This window comes from Hymenobacter taeanensis (genome assembly GCF_013137895.1).
Taxonomy (GTDB): Bacteria; Bacteroidota; Bacteroidia; order Cytophagales; family Hymenobacteraceae; genus Hymenobacter; species Hymenobacter taeanensis.
In genome coordinates this window covers 4,477,727-4,498,534 of record NZ_CP053538.1, presented here as the reverse complement: position 1 = coordinate 4,498,534, position 20,808 = coordinate 4,477,727, and the positions used below count along the sequence as shown (strand labels likewise).

At 56.5% G+C, this 20,808-nt stretch carries 15 protein-coding genes; 4 read left to right on the top strand and 11 right to left on the bottom strand.

The window, feature by feature from the left end:
* The first annotated feature begins 5 nt into the window (after window positions 1-5).
* Entirely contained in the window at window positions 6-1,196 is a 1,191-nt protein-coding gene (locus HMJ29_RS18890; protein ID WP_171592945.1) for a cation:proton antiporter domain-containing protein, read from the top strand.
* A gap of 53 nt (window positions 1,197-1,249) precedes the next feature.
* Here HMJ29_RS18890 and HMJ29_RS18885 read toward each other — a convergent pair whose 3' ends face one another.
* From HMJ29_RS18885 to HMJ29_RS18860, 6 genes are all read right to left on the bottom strand, one after another.
* Window positions 1,250-3,034 carry a chloride channel protein gene (locus HMJ29_RS18885; protein WP_171592944.1) on the bottom strand — a complete coding sequence of 595 codons (1,785 nt, stop codon included), beginning with the start codon at window positions 3,032-3,034 and terminating at the stop codon, window positions 1,250-1,252.
* A gap of 214 nt (window positions 3,035-3,248) precedes the next feature.
* Window positions 3,249-4,073 carry a mechanosensitive ion channel family protein gene (locus HMJ29_RS18880; protein ID WP_171592943.1) on the bottom strand — a complete coding sequence of 275 codons (825 nt, stop codon included), beginning with the start codon at window positions 4,071-4,073 and terminating at the stop codon, window positions 3,249-3,251.
* 94 nt (window positions 4,074-4,167) lie between these two features.
* Complete coding sequence (locus tag HMJ29_RS18875) at window positions 4,168-4,569, bottom strand: hypothetical protein (RefSeq protein WP_171592942.1); 402 nt, start codon at window positions 4,567-4,569, stop codon at window positions 4,168-4,170.
* Window positions 4,566-4,877, bottom strand: coding sequence for a hypothetical protein (locus HMJ29_RS18870; protein WP_171592941.1), 312 nt, complete (start codon window positions 4,875-4,877; stop codon window positions 4,566-4,568). Before HMJ29_RS18870 ends, HMJ29_RS18875 begins: the two co-directional genes overlap by 4 nt.
* A 254-nt stretch (window positions 4,878-5,131) precedes the next feature.
* Window positions 5,132-5,566, bottom strand: coding sequence for a nucleoside deaminase (locus tag HMJ29_RS18865; protein WP_171592940.1), 435 nt, complete (start codon window positions 5,564-5,566; stop codon window positions 5,132-5,134).
* 90 nt (window positions 5,567-5,656) lie between these two features.
* The gene (locus HMJ29_RS18860; protein ID WP_244679033.1) at window positions 5,657-8,686 is read right to left on the bottom strand and encodes a PD-(D/E)XK nuclease family protein; all 3,030 of its coding nucleotides are present in this window, start codon (window positions 8,684-8,686) and stop codon (window positions 5,657-5,659) included.
* A gap of 174 nt (window positions 8,687-8,860) precedes the next feature.
* Here HMJ29_RS18860 and HMJ29_RS18855 point away from each other — a divergent pair, with 174 nt between their 5' ends.
* Window positions 8,861-9,364 (top strand): vitamin K epoxide reductase family protein, encoded by a 504-nt coding sequence (locus HMJ29_RS18855; RefSeq protein WP_171592939.1) that lies wholly within the window; start codon window positions 8,861-8,863, stop codon window positions 9,362-9,364.
* Window positions 9,365-9,390: 26 nt separating this feature from the next.
* On the opposite strand, the gene HMJ29_RS18850 is transcribed toward HMJ29_RS18855, so the two are convergent.
* From HMJ29_RS18850 to HMJ29_RS18835, 4 genes are all read right to left on the bottom strand, one after another.
* A complete protein-coding gene (locus tag HMJ29_RS18850) occupies window positions 9,391-10,956 on the bottom strand; it encodes a rhomboid family intramembrane serine protease (protein ID WP_171592938.1) in 1,566 nt (521 codons plus the stop codon).
* 23 nt (window positions 10,957-10,979) lie between these two features.
* Window positions 10,980-12,242 carry a TCR/Tet family MFS transporter gene (locus tag HMJ29_RS18845; protein WP_171592937.1) on the bottom strand — a complete coding sequence of 421 codons (1,263 nt, stop codon included), beginning with the start codon at window positions 12,240-12,242 and terminating at the stop codon, window positions 10,980-10,982.
* A 387-nt stretch (window positions 12,243-12,629) separates the two neighbouring features.
* Window positions 12,630-16,055 (bottom strand): UvrD-helicase domain-containing protein, encoded by a 3,426-nt coding sequence (locus HMJ29_RS18840; protein ID WP_171592936.1) that lies wholly within the window; start codon window positions 16,053-16,055, stop codon window positions 12,630-12,632.
* A gap of 425 nt (window positions 16,056-16,480) precedes the next feature.
* Complete coding sequence (locus HMJ29_RS18835) at window positions 16,481-16,891, bottom strand: acyl-CoA thioesterase (protein WP_171592935.1); 411 nt, start codon at window positions 16,889-16,891, stop codon at window positions 16,481-16,483.
* Window positions 16,892-17,215: 324 nt separating this feature from the next.
* Between HMJ29_RS18835 and HMJ29_RS18830 the strand changes: the two genes are divergently transcribed.
* The gene (locus HMJ29_RS18830) at window positions 17,216-17,407 is read left to right on the top strand and encodes a cold-shock protein (RefSeq protein ID WP_088841860.1); all 192 of its coding nucleotides are present in this window, start codon (window positions 17,216-17,218) and stop codon (window positions 17,405-17,407) included.
* A 549-nt stretch (window positions 17,408-17,956) separates the two neighbouring features.
* Window positions 17,957-19,897, top strand: a complete 1,941-nt coding sequence (locus HMJ29_RS18825) for a DEAD/DEAH box helicase (RefSeq protein WP_171592934.1) — start codon at window positions 17,957-17,959, stop codon at window positions 19,895-19,897.
* Between the two features lie 152 nt (window positions 19,898-20,049).
* Here HMJ29_RS18825 and HMJ29_RS18820 read toward each other — a convergent pair whose 3' ends face one another.
* A complete protein-coding gene (locus HMJ29_RS18820; protein WP_171592933.1) occupies window positions 20,050-20,496 on the bottom strand; it encodes a PA2169 family four-helix-bundle protein in 447 nt (148 codons plus the stop codon).
* Window positions 20,497-20,808: the final 312 nt, after the last annotated feature.

Genomic DNA, 20,808 nt, shown 5'->3' with positions numbered 1-20,808 from the left:
GCTGCATGGGTACCTATTCCATTCTAATTGGCCTGAGTCTGGCCATTGTGCTCTCCTACCTGTTTGATCTGGCAGCTCGCGCTACCAAGGTTCCTTCGGTGCTGATGCTGCTGCTCACGGGTATTGCCCTGCGGCAGGCCGCCGACTACTTTGACTTTACCCTGCCAATTCCTCAGGTAGTCTTGGAAATATTTGGGGTTATCGGGTTAATAATGATTGTGTTAGAGGGGGCGCTGGATCTAAAGCTCTCTTCCGACAAAGCCCCACTTATTCGGCGCTCGTTTCTGGCGGCGGCGCTGATGCTGGTGGTGCAGGCCGCGGCTATTGCCAGTATTCTGCATCTGTGGCTGGGAGTTAATTTTCAGACCTGCCTGGTGAATGCGGTGCCGCTGGCCATCATCAGCTCCGCTATTGCAATTCCCAGTGTGGCCAGTTTAGTGGGCGAAAAGCAAGAGTTTATTGTGTACGAAAGTACCTTTTCGGATATTCTCGGCATTATGGCTTTCAACTTTGCGCTGCAGGAAAACTTTGCGCAGGGCATGTCGGTGGTTACGTTTGGGCGCGATGTGGTGGCCGTGCTTGTGCTAGCCATTTTGAGTACCGCCATGCTGGCTTTCCTGCTTGGGCGCATTCGGCTGCACGTGAAATTTTTCCTGATTCTGGCCTTTCTAGTACTTATGTACTGCCTTTCCAAGAAGCTGCACCTGTCGTCGCTGTTGCTGGTGCTGGTGTTTGGGTTGGCAGTAAACAATGCGGAGCTATTCCTCAAAGGGCCGCTCTTGCGGCGTTGGTTTCGGCCAGAGCAGCTTGAAGCAGAAACTCACCAGCTGCGCAGCATCACGGCCGAGTCGGCCTTCCTGATCCGAACGTTCTTTTTTCTGCTCTTTGGATTTAGCATCACGCTCAGCAGCCTGATAAACGGCCCATTGCTGTTGCAGGGCGTACTGATTGTGGCAGTACTAACAGCCATACGCTACTTCTACCTGCGCTATATTGCCCGCACCGATCTGATTCCGGAGCTCTTCATTGCCCCTAAAGGCCTTATTACGGTGCTGTTGTACTACAGCATTCCGGCCCAGCACCGCATTGGTGAGGTAGGCGAGAACATTCTGTTTGTGGTTATTCTCCTGACGGGCCTACTCATGATGGCTGGTTTGCTCCTCGCCCCCGAAGACCCCGAAATTGGGGAGTATTAAGCGTTTGCTTAGCTTGTGCAAAGCAGTAATGGTAGTCTTAGGTGGGTTAATGCTCAGCTTTCGCTTTCGCGAATTAGCTGGCGCCGGTAGCTGGCCAGAATGCTTGATTTCAGAATAAAGCCCTGGTACCGCTCATCAGTGCCAATGACTGGCAGGGCCCACGCTCCGAGCTCTTCCATGCACCGAAGAGTATCCTGAATAGCATCGTCGGGGCGCACGGTGGCGGGGGGCTCACTCATCAGGTCGCGCACGCTGGTGGTGTTGTAATGCTCGTCGTCGAAGAGCGCATCCCGGACGGTATCAAGGCTGATAATACCGTGCAAATGGCCTTCTTCATCTACCACCGGAAACAGATTGCGCGTGGCATGCCGAAAGGCAATAACCAGCTCTCCGAGAGTGTCCTGGGGGTGTACCGTTAGAAAATCGGTCTGCACCAGCACGTTTAGATCCAACTGAGCCAGCAGGCCCCGGTCGCGGTCCTGGTTTACGTACACGCCCCGCTGCACCAGCTTGCGCGTGTACACGGAGTAAGGTTCAAAGTAGCGGGTAATGAGATAGGACCCCGAGGTAACGACCATCAACGGAACGAACAAGGCATAGCCACCCGTGATTTCGGCAATCAGGAAGATGCCCGTGAGCGGGGCATGCACCACGCCCGCCAGCGTGCCAGCCATACCCAGTACTATAAAATGAACTTCTGAGATGGGATATATGCCGCTCAGGTTAATCAGGCGAGCAAAGATGAACCCCATAAGTGCTCCTGCAAACAGAGAAGAGCCAAACATACCCCCGTTTCCTCCAGAGCCAATGGTAATGGTGGTAGCCACCACTTTCAGCAGCATACTGCCACCCGCCACCAGTAGCAGCAGGCCTACGCTTTCATCGCGATACACGGCAAACAGGGAGCCATCCACGAGCTGCTCAGCGTGGCCGCCCAGCAGTAGCTGCACAATATTGTAACCCTCACCATACAACGGTGGGAAAATGAACACCAGCAACCCCAGGCATAGGCCCCCCACCAATACCTTTCGGAAGGTACCACGCCGGCGCTCAAAGAACTTATCGGCCCAGAAGTATACCCGAATCATGTAGACCGACAACAGCGCCGTGAAACCCGCCAGCATCAGGTAAAAAGGCACTGCATCAACGGGCCAGCTGGTGGTAATCAGCACGAACGGCTGGCCGGCGTAAAGGGCTTTGGATACTACTGTGGCCGTAGCTGAGGAAATGAGCAACGGCACGAAAAAGGCTGCCGAAAGCTCTGAAAGGATAACCTCAACGGCAAACAGCACCCCGGCAATAGGGGAGTTAAAAATGGCTGCTATACCTGCGGCGGCACCGCAGCCCGTAAGCAAACGCCGCTCACGCCGCCCAATGCGCAACACCCGGGCCGTATTAGAGCCAATAGCCGACCCCGTTACGGAAATAGGAGCCTCCAGACCCGCTGACCCGCCAAACGTTACGGTCAGAAAGGAAGAAACCAGTTGGGAATAAAGCTTGCTGCGCGGTACAATGCTGCTCTGGCGGGCAATGTTGTAAATAATAGGGCCAATGCCCCGGCCCAGATTTCCGCCCAGAAAGTAGCGGGTAAATAGTACCGTAAGGGCTACACCCACAATAGGATACAAGGATAGCGCAAACACCCGGTACTGCTCTGGCACCCAGGCATACAGCAGGTGCTGGGCATCGTGCACCGAGGTTTTAAGAACTACGGCGGCCAGGCCCGCAAAAATACCCACCAGCACACTCACCAGAATGAGGTACACCCGGTCGTTGAGATGACGTAAACGCCATAACAACAAGGGACTCAGCAACCGGTGAATAGTATTTTTAGACATACGCGCGCAACTGGAGCCATTGGCTGACCGGAAGTCCGGGGCGGCTGACTAGCTCCGCTGTAACAACGGCAAAAGCACTGGCCTAGGCAAGCAATCTGCCACTTTCATGATAATATAAGTGGGCTGATTAACATACGCACGCTTCTACGGGTACTCTCACAGCAAAGCCTGGAACCAGCCTCGGCCTTTATACCAGCTAGGGCAGGTATGTAACCTACTGGCCAAGGGCCGGTACGCTTAAGCCAGCCCCAATCAGCTCCAGTTTAACTTCCTGCATAAGCCGGCTTTTCTGCTGAATCACGCCCCGGCGGAAGTCCTCAGAGTCGGTCCAGAAGTACACGCGCAGGTCGGCGGTGGTGGCAGTGGCTTTTTCCAGGTTCACGTAGGGGCTGCGCGGCACCTGCTGCACGTCGGGTACGGTGCGCAGGTAATTCAGAATTACGTTAATAGCCGCATCGGGTGCTACGTCCTGGCCTAGCTCCACGGTCACCGTAAACTCCTGGCGCAGGTTGCCGTCACGGGTGAAATTAGTGAGCGGCTCTTTCAGCACCATAGAGTTGGGCAGGAAGATATGCTTGCCATCAAACGTGCGCATGAGCGTGGTACGTAGGTTGAGGGCTTCTACGTGCCCAATCAGGTCCCGCACCTGCACGGTGTCGTTGATGTGAAAGGGGCGGTTGAAGGCCAGAATAACCCCTGCCAGGAAATTCTCCGCGATGTCTTTTAAGGCAAAGCCTACCACGAAAGCTGACACACCGGCTGCCCCAATCAGGCTGCCTACTACCCCCGAGAACCCCAATATGTTGAAAGCCAGCAGTAGCCCCGCCAGTAACATAACCCACCTGCTAATGTTGGCCAGAAAGTCGGGGAGCAGGGGGTCGGAGGAGCGGCTACGCAGGCGCCGGCCGAGAAGGTTGCTTGCCCGGTTAGCAATGAAAATGGCAATCAGCAGTAATACCCCGGCAATCAGCAGCTTGGGGAGAATAAACAAAAACTGCTGCCAATACGCCGCCAGCACGCGGTTCAAATCCTGTAGCATACACTGAGAAGTTATTTGCCCATCGGGCTAATGCAGAAGCCCCGCGACACAGGGCCAACGGGGCTTTAAGGGGTATATACGCACAACTACGAGCTTATGGTTCGGGAATGGGCCGGGCGGGCTGGTTCATCCAGCGCCAAAAAATAAGGCCGCCCAAGGCGTAGGCCACTACATCAAGCGGGTCGGCGGTGGCGCGGGCATCATAGTGCGGCAAGATGCCCTCAAACCATACTGATGTTACCAACCAGAAGCTAAAAATCCAGGAAGTGGGCAGCACAAATTCGGGCCGCCGGAAGTACCAGTGCCGCATGGCATAGAGCATAAGCGTGAGCTCCAGCGGCAGCGCCAGCGCATCGCCCAGGTAGGCCCGAAGCAGACGCGGCAACACGGGCCACTGGGCCGCCACTGGCCCCCCGTATTTGTACATGGCCACCACAATATACAGCCCCGTACCCACCAGGAAAATGGGGTGGCGCAGCTCCCTAGGCCACTTCATCCGGCCAGCAGTGTGAGAAACCAGACCATAAACGACACCATGGCCGCAAACGCCAGCTGCCCACCCCGGATGATTTTCTTGAAGAAGCGAACGGTGGGGCTGTCATCGGGGCTGATCTGGATTTGCAGAAAGGAGGGCAGCGGCTCATCGGCCTGCTTCTGCCGGGCCTGTTCGCTACGGAGGCGCTGCGGGTCGAGTAGCTGCCCGCACCGCTCGCACCGGTCATCGGAGCGCTGCTGCCAATTGCTCCAGAAACCACAAGCCGGGCATTTCTTGGTGGCACTAAGCAGAGGGTCGTGGTTGGGCATAGGGTGGGGCAAACGGGACTATCGTAGCAAAGGTAGTAGGGCCCAGGCCACTTGGGCACTTTACTTTAGCGCACAGATTGTTCTGCCCTATAACCCGTCAGGGGGCAGCACGGTTCAGCGGAAAGAGCCGTTAGTAAGCTGCCCCCCCCATAACCAACTACGCGAGCAGTACCACGCTAGCGGCAGCTACCAGCAGTATCCGCCGGATGCTACACTGATAGAATTGCCCCACCGTGGCCTCTTCGGGCTTGCTTTTACAGCTCCATTATGTCTTCGTTCCAGAGGGTGGGCTCGTCGCGAATAAAATCCTGCATCATCTGCACGCACTCGGGCAGGTTCAGGATTTCAACCTCTACGCCGTGGCTTTCCAGAAAAGCGCGGGACTCGCCGAAGGTCTGGTCTTCGCCCACCACTACTTTCGGGATTTTGAACTGCACAATAGTGCCGGCGCACATGTAGCAGGGCATGAGGGTGGTGTAGAGCACGGTGTCGCGGTAGGAGCGCTGGCGGCCGGCGTTATAGAGAGCATCCATCTCGCCGTGCTTGATGGGGTTGTCTTCCTGCACGCGCTTGTTGCGGCCTCGGCTCACAATCTCGTCGCCACGGCGTAGCACCGAGCCAATCGGGATGCCGCCTTCTTTACGGCCTTGTAGCGCCTCATCAATAGCGGCCTGCATGAACTTGTCCATAGTATCTTGGGAAGAGCCCGGCTGTAGTGCCAGGCCAGTGGTGGGGTAGGTACTGGGCTGCAATCTACGGTTAAGGTGGTTCTTGATGGCCTAGCGGGCGCAAATTCCGCGATAGGCGCAGTACTGGCACTTATCTAAGTCGTCGGTTTTACGGATGGGCTCCTGCGGGTCGAGGATACGGTTGACAAGGCGGCCCAGCAGCTGCTCGCTGTGCTGCACAAAGTCCTGGCCGCCTTCCGTGAGGAAGCTCATGTCGGCCGACATGGGGCCGGCGCTGAGGTTGCGCAGAGAGATGATGGCGGCATCGGCAGCGGGCCGGCCACCGTGGGCCAGCATCAGGCGGTACAGCCAGAGCTGCCGCACCTTGTCGGCGCTGGGGGTGGCATCCGTTACCAAGTGTTCTACGGCATCGGCGGGGCCTTCGCCGCGCTTGAGCAGGCGCAAGTCGTATGCCTGCACGAGGCCCGTCTTGTAGTCAATAACCCGTAGGCGGCCGTCAGCGAGCTGGTCTACCCGGTCGGCGAAGCCAACCAGGCTTACGGGTAGCTTTTCGCCCGAAGGCAGGGGCACATATACCGTTGCCTGCAGGGCCTCTTCCAGGCTCTGTACCTGCAGCGGCAGCGCGCCTGGCTGGTCTGGCAGCCCCTCTAAATAACGGCGCACCAACTGCGAGGCCACCTGGCCCAGCACGTGGTTGAGGCCCTCATCGGCGCGAGCATGGCGACCTTCCTCTTCTTTTCGTAAGGCTTTTGCCACCATTATAGGAGCCAGCTTTACCAGACCCGGAATATCGGCAGCGGTAATTGGCTGTTTGCGCTGCTGAAAGGGCTGCATCAGCTCTTCCAGTGCTTCGTGCACTACCGTCCCGAAGCCATCGGGGCCCAGGGCTTCTTCTACCTCATCGTTCTCCCGAAAACGGGCTACTCGCTGGAAGTAGAACTGCAGGGAACAGTTTAGGTACTGGTTAAGGGCCGTAGGCGAGAGGCCTTTGGTGAGCACCTCCCGCAGAGCCAACAGCATGCCGGCATCCTTCTCCAATACAATGTCGCCGGGTGATTCCATCTCCCGCTCCAGCGTCAGTTCATGCGCCGATGTGGTGGGAGGGCGCGAAGACAGTGGGTTGACTGACTCATCAGCGGGTGAGGTCACCGTCAGGTCTTGCAGGTGTAGGCCAGGGCTTTGGGGCAGCAGGTCGTTTTCTATTTGCAGCAGGAAGCGGCTTCGCTCGCCGGTGCGGGTACCTTCGGCGCCGGGCAGAATATGGAGCAGATCTACCTGCCGGGCCCGCTGCAGCAGGCGCCAGAACTGGTGAGCCGTGGCGGCCTCATGGTCGGCGTAGGTGGGGAGCTGGAAGGTGGTGAGTACGTCGTACGGAAACAGAGAACTATGGCGCTTGGGAGCCGGCAGCACGTTCTCGTTGCAGCTCAAAATAATGATGTGGTCGAAGTCGAGGGCGCGGGTTTCCAGCAGACCCATCACCTGCACATCAGCAATAGGCTCCCCGCTGAACGGCAGACGGGTGTTCTTCATCTGCTCGTACAAAAACCGCCGGAATGAGCGTACCGACAGCCGCTGCTCCCGGCAGTCAAACACTGAATCCAGCCGCTTTACCAACGTGAAAAACAGGTATAGGTATTCGGCCTCAATGGCGGAATGCTGATCCTGGTAAGCCTTTTTGAGCAGGTCAATCAGAGTATAGCAAGCTGCAATGATGTCGTCGCAGTTGTTCCAGGTGGTGAACAAGGCTTGAATAAGGGGGTGGTGTTGTCCCCACGCCTGCAACTCCTCGGCCGTCAGCAGCACCGCGTGGCGCTTCACAATGGTGCGGCATACCTTATCCAGCAGACCATGGTAGTTCTCCTCTGGCTGCTTATCGAGCCACTGCTGGTAGCGCCTAAGGAACGGATGCTGCAGCAGCTTGCTGACGGCCAAATGGTGGTAGCGCGGTACCCCGTAGCCGGTTTCGGCAGAGCCCTCGCGCACACCGGTCAGGTGCACCTCAAACAACAGATCCACCAGGTTGAACAGGGGCGTGCTCTGGAAGCTCAAACCCATGGTCACATTGTACTCGGGCACTGCATCCAGCGGGAGGCCGTGCAACACGGGCAGCAGCAGGGTTTCGTCGGGCAGCACCACGGCCACTTTGGCGCTGGGGTTCGCGCGGCGCGACTCTGCCAGCAGCTGCCCGGCCACTTTGCCTTGCATAGAAGCATTAGCCACGCCCACAAACCGGATTTCGCGCGGCAGGCCCCGCAGCAAATCAGCGGGCCCCCCAAGGTTCTCGTTGGGCAGCTCAAAAATATCCTGGTAGCGGCGCAGGTGCTGGCCGGCACGGTTGGGCGAGCCGGGCTCCAGGTAAAATGTGTCGCCGTCAAAATGCACCTCCGCCCGGCGGGCCTTGCGCAGCAGCCGAATCAGCTTTTCCTCAGCCTTGGAGAGGGAGCCCAGGCCTATGAACACGTGCTGGGGCAGCGTCTCGTCGGCCTCCAGACGGGTCTGAATTTTATTGACGGCGAGGCGATAAGCCAGGCCCGGGTAGGCCAGGTGGGTGCGCTCCATCTGGCGGCGCAGGCGGCGGTACACCTTCTCCAGGTCGTCCCAGAAGCGGAAGTAAGCGGCCGTGGTGCTCTGCGGGGCGGGCTCGTTGCTCAGCTCCCAGCGCTCCAGCGCCTTGGCCTGCGACAGGTATTCAAAGATTTTCTTGGGTGAAGCCAGGTTCTGATCGAGGCTCGAAAAATCCTGGAGCAGCAACCCCGACCACCCCACGAACTGGTCAAAATCCAGCTTCGAGTCAATCTCCCGCAGAATCTCAAACAGCAGCAGCTGCAGGGCAATGGGTTCTTCCACCTGCACGCCGGCCAGCTCCACCATGTAATCTTCCATGGCGGCAATGCGCGGGCTCCAGACGGCCCGCCCTGCCTCGGCAGCCAGGCTCAGCTCATTCTGCAGATATACTACTGCCCGCCGCGTAGGCACCACTACCACTAAGTCCGATAGCTCATCACTTGGGCCGTATTTCGCCACCAGCTCCCGGGCCATGCGCGTGAGGAAGGGCAGGGCGGCGGGAAGACTTGTGGTGGCAGCAGAAGTGGTAAGCGGGGCGGCGGGGGAGGAAATCATAGGCTAGTAAAGATACGGCTAGTGGTCGGTAGTCTGGTTCTGCTATAAGGAACTGTACTAGCACTCAGTTCCTAAACTTTACCTACCGAAGTGGCCTAGCGTAAGCGCCACCTTAACCATACCCCCTAACGGCCACGTACCAGTGGTAGAAACTCAACTGCAACTGTTCTTTCAATGGACCCTACTCAACTTAGCCTTGAACTCCGCCTCGGGCAAAGCCCCGACCTCAAACGCCGCCGCTGGATTATCGGCCTCTCCCTGCTGGGCGTGGCCGCCGGTCAGATTGTGAGCATGTACCAAACTGGCATTATCCACCACCTGCCCGACCCGCCCGTAGGCCCTTTTGATTCCGACAAGGTAGACGCCTCCGACTACGGCTACAAGCGCCTAGACACTCCTGATGCCCTGCCCATGATTGTAACTTACGGCCTAACCGCCTGCCTGGCCGGAGCCGGTGGCCTACACCGGGCCAGCAAACAGCCCGCTATTCCGGTAGCCATGGGGCTTAAAACTCTGTTTGACACCGTCACTACTCTGAAGCTAGGCCAGGAAGAGTGGAAGGAAAACAAAGCCCTATGCTTCTACTGCCAGGTGGCCTCAGTGGCTTCTATTGCCTCACTGGCGCTGGCTATACCCGAAGCCGTAAAGGGACTTAAGAATCTGCTGGGACGACGGTAGGAGTGGCCCGGTACCAGCCTGACGACTTAGTACCGGCTTATGGACCGCTGGTAGTACGATGGGAAAGTCGGGAGCAAAGCAGCCCCAACCAGCAGGCCGGTAGCCAGGCCACCTAAGTGTGCGGCATTATCAACCGAAGGTATAAACCAGCCAAACAGCAGGCTTGGAATGCCGAATAGTAAGGGTATCAGAAGAAGGCTACCGCGGTCTTCTTCTGGTATTCTTGGGCTTAGGCTGAGCATAATGGATACCCCGAAGAGGCCAAAAATAGCCCCCGATGCTCCTACGCTCACCGTTTCTGGGTGCCACCAGGTGCTTACCAAGCCTGCCCCTACGGTACTTACAAAGTAGGTTATCAGTAAGCGTAAAGCACCGGCTACTGGCTCTATCAGCCAACTAATCATTCCTAGTGCTAAGGCGTTATAGAGAATGTGCATTAGGCCGCCGTGCAGAAACGTGCTGGTGAGCAGGCGCCACCACTCCCCCTGCTGCACCACTAGGCCACTCGAAGCACCCCAGCGCAGTAAGTCGGCAGACCGGAACGCCGTGACGCCCAGGCCGGCGCCTACCATCGCCAGATATACCAACACAATGCTGCCTACCAGCAAAGGCGTAACCACATACCCCGGTCTGGGCAGAATGATGGGCCGGATCTGGGGCCAGAGTGGCGTAGCAGTACCACCCGCCAGCCAAAGCTCGCCCGTGGTAGCCCCAACCTGCGGGAATACCAGCATAAGCAGGTACACTCCAAACCCGATACTCAGCGCCCAAACCAGGTGCCGGAGCGGTGCCACGGTCCGCTCCTCGAACAGCCCAGTTTGAGGCATTACCAGCACGAGCGGACCAGAGGCGCGGTAGAGAGGGCTACGTCGCGCGGCAGTTTGAAGCTCGGCTTTTCCGTCGGCGGCAGTTACTCTGGAGAGGTAGCGATACTCATCCAGATCAGCCGCCCGAAACTCAGATTCGCAGGCGGTGAGAAATTCTTTGAATAACTGTTCCTTTTCCTGCTGGGGTAGGCCCGCAGCTATCTGCTTCGACCTAGTCCAGGCCAGCCAGAGGGCAGCGGTGCTGGTGCTGGAGTCGGCGGCAGTAGCCAGTATGGGGCAAGCCGCATAAACCTTTATCTGGAGTTGAGTATTGTTTTTACCCGTCGGAGTCACCGTTACTTCGAGGCCGGCGCCGGGCTTATACGCATAGCCTTGTTTGAGCGCGTAAAACCGGGTGGGGGTGAAGCGTGCTACTTCATTTGGCGCACTCAGCGTCGTTAGTATGCCGGTGGCCTGGGTTAGGTAGTCGCATAGGGTCAGTGAACCTATTAAGATAATAACGCAGGGAGCCAGATAATATAAGGTTACCCAACGGCTGTCTGCACTCCGTTGCAGTAAGTTAACCCGACTGCGCAGCCCCCAAAAGGTTGCTAGGCCACCCAGCGCGAAAGGCAGCCAAAAGACCAAATCGGAATTAGGGTCGAAAAACTCCCACTTCAGTACCAGTAACCAGTATAGTAAGCCGTAAACCACCAAAAAGCTGCATACCAACAAAACGGCGGGCAGGAATATATACCGGAGCTTGAATCCGTAATTAGTTAACATAAAGAGAATTATATAAGCGTTGCTTAGTGGCCTACACTCACTACCGGCTCCGCCTCCGCGTCAGCAGGGGCTGGTGTAACATAGGTAGCCAAGGAGCGCACTGCCAAACCCAGACTGATGAGGATAAGAACCGCACCCAGCAGGAAGGGAGCCCCAGGGAAGTACACAGGAGTGGTAGGGCTGGTGTAGTAAGCAAACAGGTTAGTCATTAGGGGCGGGCCGATGATGGAGGTCAGGCTCATCAGACTGGTGAGGGCACCCTGCAGCTCGCCTTGCTGGTTGGCTGGCACCTGCCCGGAAATGATACCTTGCAACGCCGGTCCCGCAATGCCGCCCAGGCAGTAGGGCACCAGGAAAGCAAACATCATCCAGCCCTTGGTAGCAAAGGCAAAGAGCACGAACCCAACGGCGTACAGCGCCATCCCAACGTACACGGACCGCTTCTGGCCTAGCGCCGGGTTGATGCGCCGAATCAGCACACCCTGCACCAGTGCCACCAGCAGCCCGATGGCCCCCAGTGAGTAGCCTACCCAGGCCTCATCCCACTTAAACTTCTCCATCACGTAGTAAGTCCACGTAGATTGGGTAGCATGAGCAGCCACGTAAATGAACAGCAGCGATGCCACCAGCCCCATAATAACGGGGTAGCGCTGCAGCATCTTAAGCGAGCCGATAGGGTTAGCCCGGCTCCATTCAAACTGACGGCGCTTCTCGGCGGGCAACGACTCGGGCAGTACAAAGTAGCCGTAGGCCACATTCAGGAATGTGAGCCCCGCGGCCACCAGAAACGGCAGCTGATGCCCATGCTTACCCAGCAGCCCACCCAGCAATGGCCCAATAATAAAGCCCAGCCCAAACGCAGCGCCAATCATCCCAAAGTTCTGGGCTCGTTCTTCCGGCGCCGAGATGTCGGCAATGTAAGCGGAGGCCGTGGTGAAGCTAGCCCCCATCACGCCCGCAATCAGGCGGCCCACAAACAACCAGGCAATACTCGGGGCAAAGGCCACCAGAATGTAGTCAAGACCGAAGCCCAGCAGGGAAAGCAGTAGCACCGGCCGCCGACCGTACCGGTCGGAGAGGTTGCCCAGCACGGGGGAAAACAGGAACTGCATGGCCGCAAACGCAAACACCAGCCACCCGCCGTAGCGCGCCGCATCGCTGACCGTGCCGCCGGTAAGGTGCTGGATGAGCCTGGGTATCACCGGAATAATGATGCCAATGCCCGTGACATCAAGCAGCAAGGTCAGGAAAATGAAACCAAGCGCGGCCTTGCGGGGAACTGCCATAAATCACGGATTGAAACGGATTTCTCGGATAACACGGATGCGCAGGCATCTATATCTGGTGCAATAAGCTGCCCGCTGCTAGTGAGCTAAAGCCAGGGCCAAAATTACGTTAGAAATTACAGCGCTCAATACTTTTCAACCAACCGTAAAACGGCAGTTACGCATGTGCCAGATTCCTTAAAGCGAACCACTGCAATCCGAAATATCCGTCTAGGCTATATAGGCAGCCAGGGCGTTGTACACTGCTAGAACGTCATGCTGAGCGCAGCCGAAGCATCTCGCGCATTGGTAATCACACTACTATGGCAACTTCAGCAAGCAAGATGCTTCAGTTGCGCTCAGCATAATGGGCTCTTGGTTACCTGCCCACACAGACTGAATCCGTGATTAGAATTTTAATACCTCCTGCGTATCAAAGTAGTACAGTACGCACTGCACATCCTGGTACCCAAGCTGGCGGAACAGCTCCGCGTACTTAAGCAAGGGCTGGCGGTGCCGTGGCTCGGCGGGTGGCACCTTGAAGTCAATTAAGGTAACGCGCCCCCGTCCGCCGTTGGGCGCCGCTTCAAACACGATGCGGTCGGGCTTGTAGTCCTGCTTGCGGGTGCCACCCACCAGGATTTCCCGCTCGGCCTCGGCCTGCACCTGGGGGCTGAAGTAGTGGGCCATTTCGGGGTGGCCTACCACGTTCCGCAGCTTTTGCAGTAGCTCCGGCCGTTCCTTGGTGCTCACCAAGCCTTCGGCCACTAGCATAGCCGCAACGCGCTCCACGTCAGAGGCCAGGTGCGTACGGCGCAGGGCGTAGTGGAGCTTACGGTTCCACTCGCGCAACTCCTGCTGGTCGTCGAAGTCGAATACCGTATTGGCGTGGCGCTTTAACCGCAGGCGCTCTTCCCAGGGCGTGCTGGTAAGGTTGGTAAGGGGCAGGTCGTGGTTGGGCTTGATGGAGGCTAGGTTGATAGGAGGGGCCGTGCGTTGCCCATCGGCCACTACGTAGGCCATCTGTTCATCCTCCCACTGGCTGGTGCTCAGCAGATACCGATGCAGAATCTCGGCCACGGTTTTGGCGGGCTCTGGCGGGGCGGGGACTTCCCCTTCCTTTGTCGCCTTTACTGGCCTAGGCTTGCGGGTAATGGCGTACAGGCGGTGGCGAGGGCGCGTGAAAGCCACGTATAGCATGTTTAAGCCTTCCAGGAAGGTCTTTTCCAGTTCCTCTGTGTACTGCAGGGCCAGCGGGGTGTGCAGCAGCGCCTGGGTTTGGGGCAGCACCGCCACGCCCGGCATTTGCGCAACGGGCTTCTCCGATTCTTCGCTGAGCCGGCCCCAGAGCAGCGTGCCGCGGTACGGCGTCAGCGACCAATCGGCAAACGGCACTATCACCACACCGTAGGCCAGTCCTTTGGCTTTGTGCACGGTGGTGATGGTAATGGCGTTGCGGCCGGCGGGGGCGTTGATGCTGAGGCTGCTCTTCTTCTGGTCCCAGTAGGCCAGGAAGTTATTGAGGTTGTTGCCGAAGCGCAGGCTGTACTCCAGCGTCAGGTCCAGGAAGCGGAACAAGTATTCTCGCTCCGCGGCCCGGTCCAGGAGCCCGAATAGGCCAATGAGGCGCTCCGTCAGCTCATACAGGCCTAGGTTGCCGGTTTCCCGCTCTCGCACGTCGTAGCCCAGGGCACGCAGCTCATCAAAGAATGGCAGCGCCGACTCCGCGTTGGCCAGCTCGGCCCAGTGGCGGGCCCGCTCTGGGGTGGGGTCGAGGCCGCGCACTACGCGCTCCGTGAGCAGCAGCGCTTCTGCCCGCGCCAGGGTGTCAGCGGGCTGGTTGAGCACCCGAAACAGGGCCACTAATAGGTTCACCACCTCCGCAAACTCCAACGACAGGGAGTCAGCGGAGATGATATCGTACCCACGCTCTTTCAGGAACTTGGCTACGCGTCGGCTGTGGTCGCGGCGGCGACAGAGCACAGCCACATCCTGGAGCCGGAAACCATCATCCAGCGCTTGCTCTACCAGCTGCAGGGTGAGGTAGAGGGTGCTTTCCTCGTAATCCAGCGTCTGGCCAACGGTGTAGCCTGGCAACAAAGCCGGTGTGTACGTGCCAATGGCCGCATCATAGCGGCAGGCGGGCGCACTGTCTTCGGTAAACAGCAATTCCACGTGGCCTAGTACGGCAGTGGCTTTCTGCGGCGGCGCTATTTGCTGAAAGCCCTCATCGTAAATGCCTTGCACCAGCGGCAGCATGGCATGCGAGTGGCTGATGTGCGCAAACAGGGCATTATTGAAGTGAATGATTTCGCTGGCCGAGCGGTAGTTTTTGTTAAGATTGGCGGGTTCCAGGGCCTGGTCCAGCGTGAAGTAGCGGTCGGCCAACAGGCCGCGCAGCTCTTCGTCGGTAATGCGGCCGTAGAGGTGTTCCGTCTGGTTCTGGTAGAGGCGCAGGATCTGTTCCATCTCGCCCCCGCGCCACCGGTAAATGGCCTGCTTAGCGTCGCCCACGGCCAAACTCAAGCTGCCCGTTGAAACGGCGTTTTCCACCAGCGGGAGCAGGTTGTTCCACTGCAACACCGAGGTGTCCTGGAACTCGTCGATGAGCAAATGCTGGTACCGGTCGCCGAGGCGCTCATACAGGAACGGCACCGGCTCACGCAGCACAATTTGCGCAATGCGGCGGTTAAACTCCGCAATCAGCACCACGCCCCGGTCGCGGCTGAGCTGGTCCACGGCCTTGCTCAGCTCACTCAGCAATGACACCTGAAAGAGGTAGGGCAGCATGCCGGTTACCAGCAAATAGTCGGGCAGCAGGTGGGCCCGTAGCTGCTCCATCTGTTCGTAGGCCTGAAGCAGTACCGGCCTAGCAGCATCCACGCGGGCCTTATCGGCGGCAGTTTTTACTTTGCTGCTGTACCATTTGTCCTGCTCCACGGTGGCCCGCACGTAAGTATTAGCCTCCTTATCAGGTTGTAAACGCTCCTCCCACTTGGTCACGTAGCCCAGTAGGCCACTCTTGCCCTGATACAGGTCTGATTCAGAAACGCCGGCTGTTTCAATTGCTTCCTGAGCCACTTCTGCCACCGTCCGGAAGGCGGTTTCAATCTCGTCGCGGCGCAGACGCAGGCCTTCGTGCAGGCGGCGGTAATCTTGCATCGAGAGCTTCTGCAACTGGTCTACGGCTTCGTGCACCGGCTCGCTCAGCAGGAACTGCCCGAAATCCACTAGCTCATCGGGCAGGTTGTTCCAACTCCGACCTTCGTCGGCCTTCATCAAAGCGAAGTCCGAAATAGTGCGCGAAAGCAGGGCCGCGTTTGGGTCCCGATTCACGCGGTCTAATAGCAGGGCCACGGCACTTTGCAGCACGGTAGCGCTGTCCAGCTCCACCTCAAACGTGGCAGGCAGGCCTAGCTCTCGGGTAAACGCCGTTACAATGCGCTGCACAAAAGAGTCAATGGTGCTGACGCCAAAATCGGCGTAGTGGTACATCACCAGCCGGAAGGTTTTGCTGGCCCGTTGGCGCAGCTCCTGCTGCCGCTCCTCGGGCGTGGGCAGGTATTCCAGCTTGCCCTCGTAGGCCAGTTCTTCCGCAATATCCGCCAGCAACTGGTCCGTTCCGCCTTCCTGCGGGTATGCAAACCGCCGCAACGCCCCGATTATGCGCTCCTTCATCTCGCCGGCCGCATCGTTGGTAAACGTGATGGCCAGAATCCGCTTGAAGTACGCCGCGTCATCAGTGCCCAGCGCCAGCTTCAGGTATTCCTTGGTGAGCTGATACGTTTTGCCGGAGCCGGCGGATGAGGAATAGATGCGGAAGGTGGCAGGCATTGGGGGAGGGAAATAAAAACGTAATTATTGTAACTCAGTAGTCACATTAGTATCTTTTTCATGGGTATCTGTAGAGTTGAGTTTACGTTCGCCTTAGGTAATCCTTCCATTGAAGAAATCATTCTTACTATATGGAAGGACCAGGAGATACAAGTCTATGTATCTGTTCCAAAAGCCTGTAATGCCAATCAAAAACTCAACCCAGACGAATTTCTATATGAGCTTAAAGATCCTAGGTGTAACAATTTATTGAGGCGATTCTCGTCTAAGTACAAGGCTATACATCTCTTCAAAACAATTATCGAAGATGAGAGCTATATTCTTTTAATTTCCGAGCCTGAGTGCCCTGAGTTAATGAAGATAGTAGCTAATGCTCTCATTAAATTGGGAGGTGAAGAATCTTCAAACTAAATAATAAACTCACTTTAAACCGGTTCCCACAGCCGCTTCACTACGTCCTGCTCAATGCGCACTGGCCGTTTTGAAAGTGGGTCAAGCAACACCCACTGCGTTTCCGCCTCACAGAGCAGCTTGTTATCAGTAGCCCGCTCAATGCGCACGAAGCGTTGGCACTGGGCGCCGCGCACCTCGCCAATCCACGTGGTGCAGCGCAGCTCTTCGCCCAGCAGGGCCGGGTGGCGGTACTGCACCCGGTGTTCCCGCACCACCCAAATGTACTGCTCACGCTCGCCGGGCGGGTAGGCCGTCAGCCAATGCTCCCCGGCCGTATCCTGCACCCACCGCACGTACTGCACGTTATTTACGTGGTCCAGCTCATCAATATCCTGGGGTTGCACAGTTAGTTGGCGCGAGAATCGGAAAGCTGGACTTTGCATCAATAAAACAGGTGGAATGGTGGAGCTGGAACGTAGCCTTAACGAAGCTGGAAATGCTGCTTCAACACTCATTTCGGCAGCCAAAGACCTTGTTTAGAGCTGCTTGGAACCACAAATAAAGGGCTAAATCACATCAGTTAGCCCGTTTTTTGGTATAAAATCAGGGCATGATAGTACTGTATATGGTTAATTTAAAAGATAGTACTATCTTTGAAGCAGGTTTAAGAAAATGTAGTGAACAAAGTCCTGTTGAGCACTCCCCAAAGGAGGGTAAGCAGAATTGAGAACTGCTTATCTTAAAAAATCATCTATCACAAAAGTACCATGCAGACAGGAACTGTAAAATTCTTCAACGAAACCAAAGGCTTTGGTTTCATCAAAGTGGACGAGACCGGCGAGGACATCTTCGTACACGTAAGCGAGCTGATCGACGAGATCCGCGACAAAGACAAAGTTGAGTTCGAAATTGCTCAGGGTCGTAAAGGCCTGAACGCCGTGAAAGTGAAGCTTGCCTAGTTTCATCCTTCAACGGATAGATTTTAAAAAGCAGGTCCTCTAAAGGGCCTGCTTTTTTTGTGGCTTTTTGAGTGGGTTTCAGGTCACCCCCCTCTATAATGGTTTGCTAAGGATCATACTGAAAGAATAGGAGGTGCTCAGCTACGTTACAATGTGTTGCATTAATACCTGGTGTTATTTCCGTGGTGACGTTTTTACCACAAAATATAGCGCGTTACTGCACTTGCAGTCAATAAGTACCAACCGAACACGGGTGGAGCCAGATAACCAGGAGGGGGATTGAACGTAAAATTCAGCTAAATCAGAACCTAATTCAAAGCCTAAGATTACAGAGGATAATAGGATTATCAATATTTCTTCCTACCTTTGCAGCCGCATTTGAGAACGGCCACGTTCCGCGCAGCTTGAGAGCTGCCTTAAAGAAACTTGTTGGGCCGGCTTTGTCTTCCGTCCGTTGCTTCCGTCACTTGTCGTTGTTGTTGAGTGGGAGAAGAGCGTCGCTGAATCCGCTGTTTTCAGAGCTATTGACTCCACTCCATCAAAACAGAAATGGAAAACGAAACGGAAAAAATGAAGTTCAGTGAGCTGACCCTCTCTGAAGAAATGCAACGCGCTATTACTGAGGTAGGCTACGAGGAAGCCTCGCCTATCCAGGCTGGCGCCATTCCCGTGCTGCTTGCTGGCCGCGATGTAATTGGCCAGGCCCAGACGGGTACCGGCAAAACTGCCGCCTTCTCTATCCCAGCTATTGAATTAATCAATACCGACTCGCGTGAGGTCCAGGCCCTGGTGCTTTGCCCAACCCGTGAGCTGGCTGTACAGGTTTCTGGCGAAATCCAGAAGCTCGGTAAATACAAGCGTGGCTTGGCCGTTGTGCCAATCTACGGTGGCTCTTCTTACGATCGTCAGTTCCGGGCCCTGGAGCGCGGCGTGCAAATTGTAATTGGTACCCCTGGCCGTGTAATGGACCACATTGAGCGTGGTACGCTGAAGCTCGACAACTGCAAAATGATCATCCTCGATGAGGCTGACGAAATGCTGGACATGGGCTTCCGCGACGACATCGAGACGGTGTTGAAAAAGATGCCTGAGGAGCGCCAGACGGTGTTCTTCTCGGCTACCATGAGCAAGCCGATCATGGAGATGACCAAGCGCTACCAGAAGGATCCGCAGATTGTGAAGGTAAACCATCAGGAAATGACGGTTACCAACATCGAGCAGAGCTACTTTGAGGTACGTGGCCCGCAGAAGAAAGATGTTTTGACGCGCCTCATCGACATGTATAACATCAAGTCGGGCATCGTCTTCGCTAACACGAAGCGCATGGTTGACGAGATTGTGGGCGACCTGCAAGCCAAAGGCTACTTCGCCGAAGGTCTGCACGGCGACATGGGCCAGCAGCAGCGCCAGAACACGCTGGATAAATTCCGCAAAGGCACGCTGGAAATCCTCGTTGCTACCGACGTTGCTGCCCGCGGCATCGACGTGGATAATGTGGAAGTAGTAGTAAACTACGACCTGCCCGCCGACGAAGAATACTACGTGCACCGCATTGGCCGTACTGGCCGCGCTGGTAAGCAGGGCAAAGCCTTCACCTTCGTGAGTGGCCGCGACATCTATAAGCTGCGCGACATCATGCGCTTCACCAAGGCCACCATCAAGCAGGAGCGCGTGCCGTCCTTCGAAGATGTGTCGGAGGTGAAAACTACCCTCATGCTCAACTCTATTAAGGAGGTGATTGATAAGGGTAACCTTGATAAGTACATTGCACGCGTACAGCGCCTCATTGATCAGGACCAGGAAGATGCCGTAACGTCGCTGGACGTAGCTGCGGCCCTGCTCAAGATGACCATGAAGGAGGACAAGCGCGCTCAGGAAAGCCTCGACGCCAGCCGCACCCAAGGTGCTGCCCGTGCCGGCTTTACGCGCCTCTTCGTTACCATGGGCAAGAAGGACCGTCTGCATCCCCGCGACATTGTAGACCTGATTGCCGAGAACACCAGCCTTTCCGCTGGTAAAGTAGGCGACATCGCCCTGTACGACAAATTCAGCTTCGTGGAAATCCCGAACGAGTTTGTTGAAGAAGTAATCAGCCAGTTGGGCCGCAGCACCATTCAGGGTCGTCCGGTAGCCTTTAACATTGCTACTCCTCGCCAGGAAGGTGATGCGCAGCAGGAAGGTGGCAACCGCGGTGGCTTCGGTGGCGACCGTCCTCGTCGGGGCCCAGGGGGCTTCGGTGGTGGTGAGCGTCGCGAGGGCGGCTACGGTGGCAACCGTGGTGGCTCCTACGGCGACCGTCGGGAAGGTGGCAACAGCTACGGTAATCGTGGCGGCAGCTACGGCGGCGACCGTCGGGAAGGCGGCTTTGGTGGCAACCGCGGCGGGGGCAGCTACGGTGGTAACCGCGGCGGGGGCAGCTACGGTGGTAACCGGGGTGGCGGCAGCTACGGCGGTGGCTACAAAGGCAAGCGCGACGGCGGCGACGAATAGTCTCGTATGATAAGTCTCGCTACATAGCGAGGTACTAGCAAACAAAAAGGCCACTCAGTTGAGTGGCCTTTTTGTTTGCTGTGAAGTAGGTAGCAATTCCGATAAGCTCTTGCTGCTTTAACAGGCTGCGGGCTTAGCGGAATGCTAGTGTACTATTTGGCAGCATCGCGCAGGTTGCGAATTTCGTCGTGGCCCTGCTTAATGCCAGCGGCTTGCTTTTCGATCAGCGACTTCAAACCACCTGGCAGATCCTGGAGTTTCTGGGCCGTTTCGTAGGCTTTCTTAGCGTAGTCTTCACCACGCTCACATTCGGCCAGGATGCTATGACGGTCTTTACCCGTAACAAGGCCTTTCAGGTTGATAAAAGCCCGGTGTACTGTACCCGTGATTGAAGATTCCTCTTCTGGATGCAAGTTCAGCTTGTGCATCTGGTCTTCCAGCTCCGTGATATACTCAGAGCGCTGAGCCGCATACTTCTTGAATACTTGCTTCAGGTCAGCATCTTCTACGTCAGTCAATGCTTCAGCGTAACCACGCTGGCCGTCTTTCAGAGTTTCGAGAAGTTCGTTCAGACCGGCTTGGAGTGCTTTAGAGTCCATGAGGAGAGCAGTTTTGGTGTTTAGGAAAGGAATAGTTGTGACTTCCTTTACTCCTAAACCTCAACCAGGGTTGCGAGATACCAATTAAGCGACTAGGTGACGCGTCATAGGGAGGAGGCCCGACAGCGCACTCGCAGGACAACGGAGCTAATTCTTTCTTAGGCCTCTACCATCTCTGATTTATTCAAAACCCCTTACTGCCATGCAGGAGGTAAGGGCTTTTCGATTTAGGTGACTCAGCACAGTGAAAAACAAGCACTAACTACGGTGTACTACGGGTGCGTTGCTGGCAACAGCAGTGTACACCTTTAC